The sequence below is a fragment of the Acetobacterium sp. K1/6 genome (assembly GCF_034438075.1).
Classification (GTDB): Bacteria; Bacillota; Clostridia; order Eubacteriales; family Eubacteriaceae; genus Acetobacterium; species Acetobacterium carbinolicum.
Genome location: NZ_JAXQGA010000023.1, coordinates 44,424 through 52,345 on the forward strand (window position 1 = coordinate 44,424; position 7,922 = coordinate 52,345).

A 7,922-nucleotide genomic window follows, 5' to 3' on the forward strand; every position below is an offset into this window, starting at 1 on the left:
GAGTACAAGAAAAGGAATAATAAATGAATAATAAGAAAATATATCCCTTTACTGCTATCGTGGGTCAGGAAAAAATGAAACTGGCCCTGATTCTCAATGTGATTAACCCATCCTTGGGTGGGGTTTTAATCCGAGGTGAAAAAGGAACCGCTAAATCCACCGCGGTCCGGGCCCTGGCCGATCTTTTGCCGGAGCGTGATCAGGCTGAAGGCTGCAAATTCTCCTGTGACCCAGTCAATCTGGATCAAGCTTGTCAGAGCTGTCGTGAAAAGATAAAAAACCATGATAGCACGATCGTCAAAGCCAAGATGAAGGTTATTGATCTTCCGGTCAGTGCCACCGAAGACCGGGTCGTGGGAACGCTGGACATTGAACATGCTATTAAACACGGTGAAAAACGCTTTGAACCGGGGATTCTTGCCCAGGCTAACCGTAATATTCTTTACGTTGATGAGGTCAATTTGCTGGATGACCATGTGGTTGATATTCTATTGGATTCAGCGGCTATGGGAGTCAACACCATTGAACGGGAGGGAATCTCTTATACCCATCCGGCGAAATTCACCCTAGTGGGGACGATGAATCCCGAGGAAGGTGATTTACGGCCGCAATTGCTGGATCGCTTTGGCCTGGTTGTTGATGTTGTCGGTGAAGGGGAGATTAGCCAAAGAGTAGATGTTATTAAGCGACGTCTGGATTTTGAAGAAAACAATGACGCCTTTCATGAGCTGTATAAAGTCAATCAAAATGAACAGGTTGAGCGGATTCAAAATGCCGCGGTGTTTTTGCCAAATGTCCGCTTTGATGACCAGCTGCTTGAAACCATCGCCAGAATTTCCATGTCGTTGGGAGTCGATGGTCATCGGGCTGATATCGTGATGATGAAAACAGCGATGACGATCGCCGCCTATCATGGCAATGAATCGGTGACCAGCCAGGATATTAAAGAAGCGGCCATCTTTGTTCTGCCCCATCGGATGCGGAAGCGCCCCTTTGATGATTCTCAGTTTAATACCGATAGCATTGAAGAAATTGTTGATTCATTAATAGGCTGAGATGAACCAATTAAAGGGGGTAGAGAAGAGTAGAGAATGAATATTAATTCAGTGAGGGAGAATCAGAGTATGCGTATACATCGGTTACCAACAGGAGAAGCGGTTCACCGCTATCAGAAAAGTATTGTAATTTGTTTTGAAAGAAAAGTGAAGGTTTTATCAACAGCCCACCTAAATGGCGGATATTCTGAAGAACTTAAATCCGTCTTTAATTACGACGCCACCCAGGGTGCTGGCATGGCCTGTAAACTCCGGGCGGAAACCTACCAGGAGCACATGAAGATCATTACCGAAGAACTGGGCCTGGATGCCGATTATACCGCAGGCATCACGACCGCTGCATCGATGGAAAATGTGGCGATTAAAACCGTCGCCTATAAAAACTTAAGTGTGACCGTCATCGTAACCGGAGGCATTGAGGTCAATGGTGGTCGGGTCGGCGATCCCACCACCTGGTATGAGGTTAATGGGAAGCTCCATGAAATCAAAGAGGGGACGATTAATATTATCCTCTACATCGATGGCAACATGCCGCCGGAAACTTTGACCCGGGCGTTGGTCACCTGCACTGAGGCCAAAACAGCAGCGATTCAGGAGCTGCTGCTGGGGAGCATGTATTCTCGGGGATTGGCCACCGGGTCGGGAACTGATGGCACCATCTTGATCGCTAACGGGGAATCCCCGAACTATTATCAGTTTGCCGGCAAACACAGTAAACTGGGGGAATTGATCGGATTAGCGGTTAAACCAGCCGTAAAAGAAGCACTTTTTTTACAGACGGGCGCTAGCCCCGAGCAGCAATTCAGCATTTTAAGACGGATGCAGCGATTTGGTATTAAATTGGATACGATCTGGGATCAGTTTAAAACAGGGAATGACTTAGCCAAGCCGGAATTTGTTTGCCTGCTGGAAAAGCTGGATAAGGAACCAGAACTGGTGGTTCTTACCTCCCTCTACGTTCATCTTCTGGACCAATTCGATTGGGATCTGATCAACATGGAACAAACAGTTTCTGAAGCCAAGCAGATATTAAAACGGATGAATCCCCAGTTGGCAGGGTTTAATGGCACTGACTGGCAAGGTGTCACAAAAGATGGATTCATTGAAGCCATGACCCAGAAGATGACCGATTGTTTAGTTGGTTTACTGGAGGCGCAAATATGTATCGGATAACATTTATTCATTCACCGATGGATCACACCTACAATCTTAAGGAAGCTGTCAGGCTTTTTAAAAGTGAAGGATCTTCCAATAATGAAACGGTAACTAAAGATGAAACAAAAATTGCTGTCAGCTTTCTTACCAGCAACAAGCTGGATGATTCCAAAGAAGCATTTGACGCGGCCATGGCAGAACTGGAAAGAGCTGATTTTATTCTGATTTTTATTCATGCCGGACTCACTCAATTTAAGAGCTTCGCGCCGCTGATGGAGCGATTTGAAAATAAGAAACGCTTTTTTATCTGGTCCGGCTGTGATGAAGAAAACGTCATTGCTTTAAAAAAATCTGGTATTTCACCATGGGAACATGGGGAGATTCAGAAATATGCTCTGGACACCAGCACCGAAAACTGCCTTAACCTGATTAAATACCTGGGGGCCTATTATGGCTCGCTTAACATCGCATACAGCGAGCCCCGTCATTCCAGCTGGGAAGGTATTTATTGCCCAGGCCAGAAACTAAACGCAGAAGCAAGCAAAAAATCAAGTAAAGAACAAAGCATTGAAACCGCCCTTAAAGAAGCCCGGGCAAGCCAAAAACCAGTGGTCGGTATTTTAATGTACAGCAAATTGGTGCAGGAGAACAATTTAGAACACATTGATGCCCTGATTGCAGAAGTCAGAAAACAGGGAGCCCATCCGCTGGCGGTTTATTCGTCCTCAGCACCTAACCCCGCCATTGGCTGCTTAGGCTTTCAGTGGGTCGTTGATCATATTTTCACCACCGCCGGAATCGCAAATGTCGATGTGATCATTAACACCATGAGCCATTCGCAAAGTATCCTTTCAGATCCCGGGGATGGTACCAAAACGGTGGAAAAGAGCATTTATCAGGCCATCGATGTACCGGTGATTAAGGCCCTGACCACCTTCCAGAGCTATGAAAACTGGTGTGATAATTTGTGCGGAATCGATGCCATGTCTTTTCCCGGAAGTGTTTATTATCCGGAGTTTGACGGTCAGATTATGAGCTTTACGATTGCCTATTCGGTTTTTGTAAAAGATGAAATCGGCGATAAGACCATTAACCGACCGATAGCGGATCGGGTCGTCAATATCTGCGAACTGGCACTCAATTGGGCAAAGCTACGACAAAAGGAGAATGCCGACAAGAAGGTAGCGATCCTCTTTCATAATATGCCGCCTCGAAATGATATGATCGGCTGTGCCTTTGGTCTGGATTCACCCCAAAGTGTTTTTGATATGGTTAAGGCCTTGGCGGCCGATGGGATTACAACCAAATACGATTTTGATAGCGGCGATGAGATCATCCAAAAAATTATCGACGCCGTCAGCCTTGACACCCGCTTTTTATCGGCTGAACAAGCCCTTAAACGCAGTGTCGCGGTGATTGATAAGAGTGACTACCAGCCCTGGTTTAAGGCGCTGGAAAGTAAGGTCCAGGAAGAGATGATCCGGGATTGGGGCGATCCGCCCGGGGAAAACATGGTCTTTAAGGATCAGATGCCGGTGCCGGGAATTCTTAATGGCAACATTTTCATTGGGCTCCAGCCAGCCCGGGGCTATGAGGACAAAGCTGAAGAGGTTTATCACAGCACTGATATTGTACCGCCCCATCCGTATATTGCCTATTATAAATGGCTAAAAAATGGCTTTAAGGCCGATGTAGTGATTCATGTGGGAACCCATGGCACGCTCGAGTGGTTGCCGGGCAAAGAAATTGGCTTGTCGGCAGCCTGTTATCCCGATATTGCCATTTCCAACCTGCCCAATCTGTATCCTTACAGCATTACCGTCGAAGGTGAAGGCATCCAGGCCAAGCGGCGTTCTTATGCGGTTCTTCTGGATCATCTGATTCCTTCGATGGCGCAGAGTGGCAGCTATGACGAGATGGAAGAGCTGGATGACCTGATCAAACAATATTACCGGGCGGTTAGCACCGACCAGGGGAAAACTTCCTTTGTCCAGCAAAACATCCAAACCATTGTGATTGAACAAAATTACCTCACCGACCTGGATATCAGCCAGGAAGAGATGGAAGCAGAGTTTCCAGCCTTTGTAGAAAAACTCCATACCTGGGTGGAAGGCATTAAGAATACCTTAATTAAAGATGGACTCCATATTTTTGGACAGGTGCCGGAATCGGAACGGCTTTATCAGCTGGTTTGTTCCCTGCTGCGGTTATCAAATGGCAAGATCCCGTCATTAACCCAGGCAACTGCCAAAGCGATGGGGATGGATTACGAATTTTTGAAAGATAACCCCCAGCATCGGGATGCCGAAGGGGTCACTAACTTGATGAAATTTAATGAGATTGAAGCCTTAAGTCGGGAAGTAGTCAGAGATTACCTGCAAAATAAGACTGAACCAGACACCATTAGTGACCACATCAAAAGTCATTTTAAAGCTGTTAATCCGACGGATCTGGTTGATTTAAAGACGGTTTTCGAATTTATGAACAGTACCCTGATGCCAAAACTTTCCGCCACCACCGATGAAATGACCCATCTGGTTAAGGGGGTTAATGGCGAGTTTGTGCCGCCCGGGGGATCGGGAGCGCCCACCCGGGGCAGAGTCAGCATATTGCCAACCGGTCGCAATTTCTATGCCATTGATCCGGCGGCGGTGCCGACCCGGGCCGCCTGGGAGGTTGGCAAACAGCTGGGCCAAAAAATGATCGACCGCTATTTAGAAGACGAGCAGTGTTATCCGGAAACGATGGTGATTGTGGTCTATGCCGGAGAAACCATGAAAACCTCTGGTGATGATATTGCTGAAGTCTATTATCTGTTGGGGGTTAAGCCCAAGTGGCTGGAAAATTCAGACCGGGTTATTGGACTGGAAGTCATTCCCATTTCCGAACTGGGACGGCCCCGGGTGGATGTGACCCTACGTATTTCCGGACTGTTTCGGGATACCTTTCCCAATCTGATTGAATCGGTGGAGGAAGCGGTTAACCTGGTTGCCAGTTTGGATGAAAGCGATGAAGAAAACTTCATCAAACGAAATTTTCAAAATGAGGTCAGGGAGCTGATTCAAAACGGTGCCAGTATTGAAACTGCTCAGGAAGAAGCCGGGATGCGGATCTTCAGCGATCCACCGGGAACCTACGGGGCTGGGGTGACCCAATTAATTAACAGCAAGAATTGGGAAGATTTTACCGATCTGGGCAAGATCTATACTTTTTGGGGTGGCCACGCCTATGGTAAAAAGGTTCATGGTAAACGGGTTACCGAGGTTTTTGCCCGACGATTGTCGAAGGCGCAGATTACCATAAAAAACGAATCTTCCATGGAAATTGATATGTTAGAAAGCGATGATTTTTATAATTATCATGGCGGCCTGATTGCCGCGGTCCGCACCGCCTCGGGTCATAAACCCCAGTCCTATTGTGGGGATAGCAGTGATCCAGCCCGGGTTTCGCTAAACAATGTCAAAGAACAAACGGCTAAAATTATGCGCTCGCGGATTCTGAACCCCAAGTGGTTTGACGGGATGAAAGAGCATGGTTACAAGGGTGCTCAGGAGATTTCGGGAATGGTGGACTTTGTCTTTGGCTGGGATGCTACTGCAGATAGTGTTGAAGACTGGATGTATGAAAAGATTTCGGAGAATTTTCTGTTTAACAATGAGCGCCGGGAGTGGATCAAGAGCGTTAATCCCTGGGCCATTCAGAATATGACCGAGCGCCTGTTCGAGGCCGCCCAGCGAGGGATGTGGGAGGCGAAAGCAGAAAGTCTCGAAAAACTCCGGGAAATTTATATGGACATTGAGGGGGATCTGGAAAACTATAGCGAATAAGACTGCAGGGTAACAAAAAATGTCGGTTTGGAATTGCGAAAGTGCCGTGAATGTTGCGGATAGTTTCGCAATTATTGGAGAATTAAAAGGTTTAAGAGGAAGGGAAACAAATGCTTGAAATAATTGATTTGACAAAAAAATATAAAAGTCTAACAGCGGTTGATGCGCTTAATCTCACCATTGCGGATGGGGAGTTCTTTGGCCTGTTGGGCCCCAATGGCGCTGGAAAAACAACAACCGTGAGAATGATCAGTACCCTGACACCAAAAACAAGTGGAGATATTGTCATTGGTGGAGAAAGTATTGATCGGAACCTGATTTCGATCAAAGCAAAGATTGGAGTTGTCCCGCAGCAGAATAATCTGGAAAATGAAATGTCGGCCTGGGAGAATCTGGAAGTGCACGGGATGCTGTATAAGATGCCAAAAGAAAAACGACGACAAAAAATTGTTGAAATGCTTGCGTTTACGGAACTCACAGAACGAAAAGATGATCTCACCAAGAATTTTTCCGGCGGGATGAAGCGCAAGCTGATGATCGCCAGAGCCCTGCTTCACGAGCCGGAGCTCTTGCTTTTAGATGAACCAACGGTGGGGCTAGATGCCGCCGCCCGTCGGAAAATGTGGGATTTGTTAAAACGGCTGAAATCCAAGGGCTTAACGGTGCTGCTAACCACCCACTATATCGAAGAGGCGGAGATCCTCTGTGATCGGGTTGGACTGATTGATAAGGGAAAACTGCTGAGACTGGACACTCCGGTTAATCTAATCGAAGAGGTTGGCAAGGTAACGGTGGAATATTTTGCTGACGGAGAAACCCATGAAGAGTTCTTTCCGACAAGAGAAAAAGCCAACGAATATGCCGGTTCGCTAGAAGGTGATATCCGGATCCGTCCCTCAAACCTTGAGGATGTCTTCTTAAAATTCACAAACAGAAGGGTGGAATTATAATGAGTGGATTATACGGTATTCTCTGGCAGGAATTTGCTGTTTTCAAGCGAAAATTTGTAGCTACCAGCATCAGTTTTCTCATTTCACCGATACTTTATCTGGTCGCTTTTGGCTGGGGACTAGGCAGTGGGGTTGAGATCGGTGGGGTTTCTTATATGGCCTATATTATCCCGGGGATTATTGGGATGAGCACGATGATGACCAGTTTTAACAACACCGCCAATACCATTAATATTTCTAGAATTTTCTACAAGACCTTTGAAGATTATATGATCTCACCGATAAATATGACCGTCTATGCATTGGGAAAAATCATCGCAGGGGCATTCTATGGTATTTATTCGGCTACCCTGATTATTATCATGGTATCGATTTTCACCAATGATCTAGTGATTACACCTTATTTTATTTTGATTGCCCTATTAAACTGTTTTGTTTTTTCCGCGCTGGGCTTTTTAATCGGACTGCTGGTTAATTCCCATTCAGATATGGCCAAATTTACCAGCTTTGTGATTACACCGATGTCGTTTTTATGTGGAACCTTTTTTTCCATTGACAAGATGCCAGAAGTATTAAAATGGATTATTTACCTGCTGCCCTTAACCCATACCAATATTGCCTTACGGACGACCGGAGAATCATCTCAGCAAATGGCGCTCCATGCCGGAATTCTGGTCGCCTATCTGGTGGTCCTGTTTGTTCTGGGGGCACGACATTGCAAAACCGTTGAGTAATACAGTAGAGTAAGCTGAGCTTATTGAGATAAATTAAAATTATGAATTAAAATTAAAACAAAAGAGGATACAACGTGAAAAATAAAACTATTATCTATCCATTTACCGGAATTGTGGGTCAGGAAATATAATGTACACGCTTGTCAAGACACGAAATTAGAAATTTTTAGATAAATCTCCTTTCGCGTTTTGATTAGGCAG

The 7,922-nt window shown here is 45.9% G+C and carries 5 protein-coding genes; all 5 read left to right on the forward strand.

The genetic code is table 11. The features are described 5' to 3' along the window. Positions 1-23: 23 nt before the first annotated feature. The 5 genes from U2P91_RS15660 (at position 24) to U2P91_RS15680 (ending at position 7,721) form a co-directional block, all read left to right on the forward strand. Positions 24-1,055: an ATP-binding protein gene (locus U2P91_RS15660; protein ID WP_111889237.1), complete on the forward strand. Its 1,032-nt coding sequence runs from the start codon at positions 24-26 to the stop codon at positions 1,053-1,055. 69 nt (positions 1,056-1,124) lie between these two features. Continuing rightward, entirely contained in the window at positions 1,125-2,228 is a 1,104-nt protein-coding gene (locus U2P91_RS15665; protein WP_111889238.1) for an adenosylcobinamide amidohydrolase, read from the forward strand. Next, a complete protein-coding gene (gene cobN, locus U2P91_RS15670; protein ID WP_111889239.1) occupies positions 2,216-6,037 on the forward strand; it encodes a cobaltochelatase subunit CobN in 3,822 nt (1,273 codons plus the stop codon). Before U2P91_RS15665 ends, cobN begins: the two co-directional genes overlap by 13 nt. A gap of 110 nt (positions 6,038-6,147) precedes the next feature. Next, positions 6,148-6,987 carry an ABC transporter ATP-binding protein gene (locus U2P91_RS15675; protein WP_111889240.1) on the forward strand — a complete coding sequence of 280 codons (840 nt, stop codon included), beginning with the start codon at positions 6,148-6,150 and terminating at the stop codon, positions 6,985-6,987. Beyond that, positions 6,987-7,721 (forward strand): ABC transporter permease, encoded by a 735-nt coding sequence (locus U2P91_RS15680; protein ID WP_111889241.1) that lies wholly within the window; start codon positions 6,987-6,989, stop codon positions 7,719-7,721. The genes U2P91_RS15675 and U2P91_RS15680 overlap by 1 nt, the downstream gene beginning before the upstream one ends. The last annotated feature ends 201 nt before the right edge of the window (positions 7,722-7,922 follow it).

Bases quoted from the DNA above. Each gene is read 5' to 3' on its own strand.
- U2P91_RS15665 (WP_111889238.1), top strand. From the start codon at position 1,125: ATGCGTATACATCGGTTACCAACAGGAGAAGCGGTTCACCGCTATCAG.
- U2P91_RS15660 (WP_111889237.1), top strand. From the start codon at position 24: ATGAATAATAAGAAAATATATCCCTTTACTGCTATCGTGGGTCAGGAA.
- U2P91_RS15675 (WP_111889240.1), top strand. From the start codon at position 6,148: ATGCTTGAAATAATTGATTTGACAAAAAAATATAAAAGTCTAACAGCG.
- cobN (WP_111889239.1), top strand. From the start codon at position 2,216: ATGTATCGGATAACATTTATTCATTCACCGATGGATCACACCTACAAT.
- U2P91_RS15680 (WP_111889241.1), top strand. From the start codon at position 6,987: ATGAGTGGATTATACGGTATTCTCTGGCAGGAATTTGCTGTTTTCAAG.